Raw genomic sequence first — 1200 nt, 5'->3', positions numbered from 1 at the left:
CCCGCCACCCCCGCCGAGCCGGCCGAGGACCAGCGGGTGCACCCCGTGCGTGTCCCGGGCCGCGTACAGGGTCGAGGTGTCGCAGAAGACCAGCGAGAACGCGCCGGCCAGCCGGGGCAGCACGGCCATGGCCGCGTCCCGCAGCGTCGGCCCCGGATGGGCGGCCAGCATGGCCGTGATCAGATCGGAGTCGGTGGTCGCCCGGATCCGGTCCTCGCCGGTGTCGACGAGGCCGGCGGCGAGCTCGACGGTGTTGGTCAGGTTCCCGTTGTGACCGAGTGCGACGCCTCCACGCCGCGACGACCGGTAGGACGGCTGGGCGTTCTCCCAGGTCGACGACCCGGTCGTCGAGTAGCGGGTGTGCCCGACGGCCACGTGGCCGGACAGGCTGGCCAGCGTCACCTCGTCGAAGACCTGGGCGACCAGCCCCAGCTCCTTGAAGACGAGGACGGCCCGGCCGTCGGCGACGGCGATGCCCGCCGCCTCCTGCCCCCGGTGCTGCAACGCGTACAGCCCGTAGTAGGTGAGTTTCGCCACGTCCTCGTCCGGCGCCCACACCCCGAAGACCCCGCAGGCGTCCCGCGGACCGGGATCATCGGAGCAGTCGGGAAAGTGATCGGGAACACAGCATCCCGCGCCGGAACCGCCAGCTCCCGCACCCGATGCGCCGGGACCACGCGCCGTCACAGCCCGCGGAACGCGGGCGGACCCGGGGCCTTCCGCCGAACAGGCAGGTGGGCAGGTCGAACAGTCACCGACGTCGCGCAACACAGCTCCTTGGACGTCATTGGTACTGGTCCGGCGTCCACGCTAGCAGTGCGGACCCGGGCCTACACCCGTCGATCTACAACTCATGCGGGCGGGAGCGGACATCACAGGCATATTTGACGTTTCCGCCGGCAGAACCAGCCCGGCCACCTTCCCGCCGGGACGGCGATCATCCCACCGACCAGGAGGCAGCGGACGTCCCGGCACGATCATCTAGAGCGCCGGTCAAGTAGCGCGGATCCCATTCACGACCACCCGCACAGACCATGATCCAGGAAAGTTTGTCGTTGTGTACGCTTTTTGTCCGTAAAAGCGTACACAACGACAAACTTGCGCCGATCTTCTCCGACGGCCGGCGTCCATCGAAACGGGTCACCGTTCGGGGGGATACGCATGGTTAGCTGACCGGCGCTCCCGTACGCGCCCGTCAGG

Annotated in this window: 1 protein-coding gene; it reads right to left on the bottom strand. The window is 69.2% G+C overall.

Translation table 11 applies throughout. The features are described 5' to 3' along the window. Positions 1 to 768, bottom strand: a 768-nt coding sequence (locus AC5LSR_RS17945; RefSeq protein ID WP_493468705.1) for an amidophosphoribosyltransferase, incomplete at its 3' end; no start/stop codon positions are given. Positions 769 to 1200: the final 432 nt, after the last annotated feature.

Source organism: Protofrankia sp. CiP1_Cm_nod4, assembly GCF_982290645.1.
The sequence above is the reverse complement of the archived record's forward strand: the minus strand, read 5'-3'. Positions and strand labels throughout refer to the sequence as shown.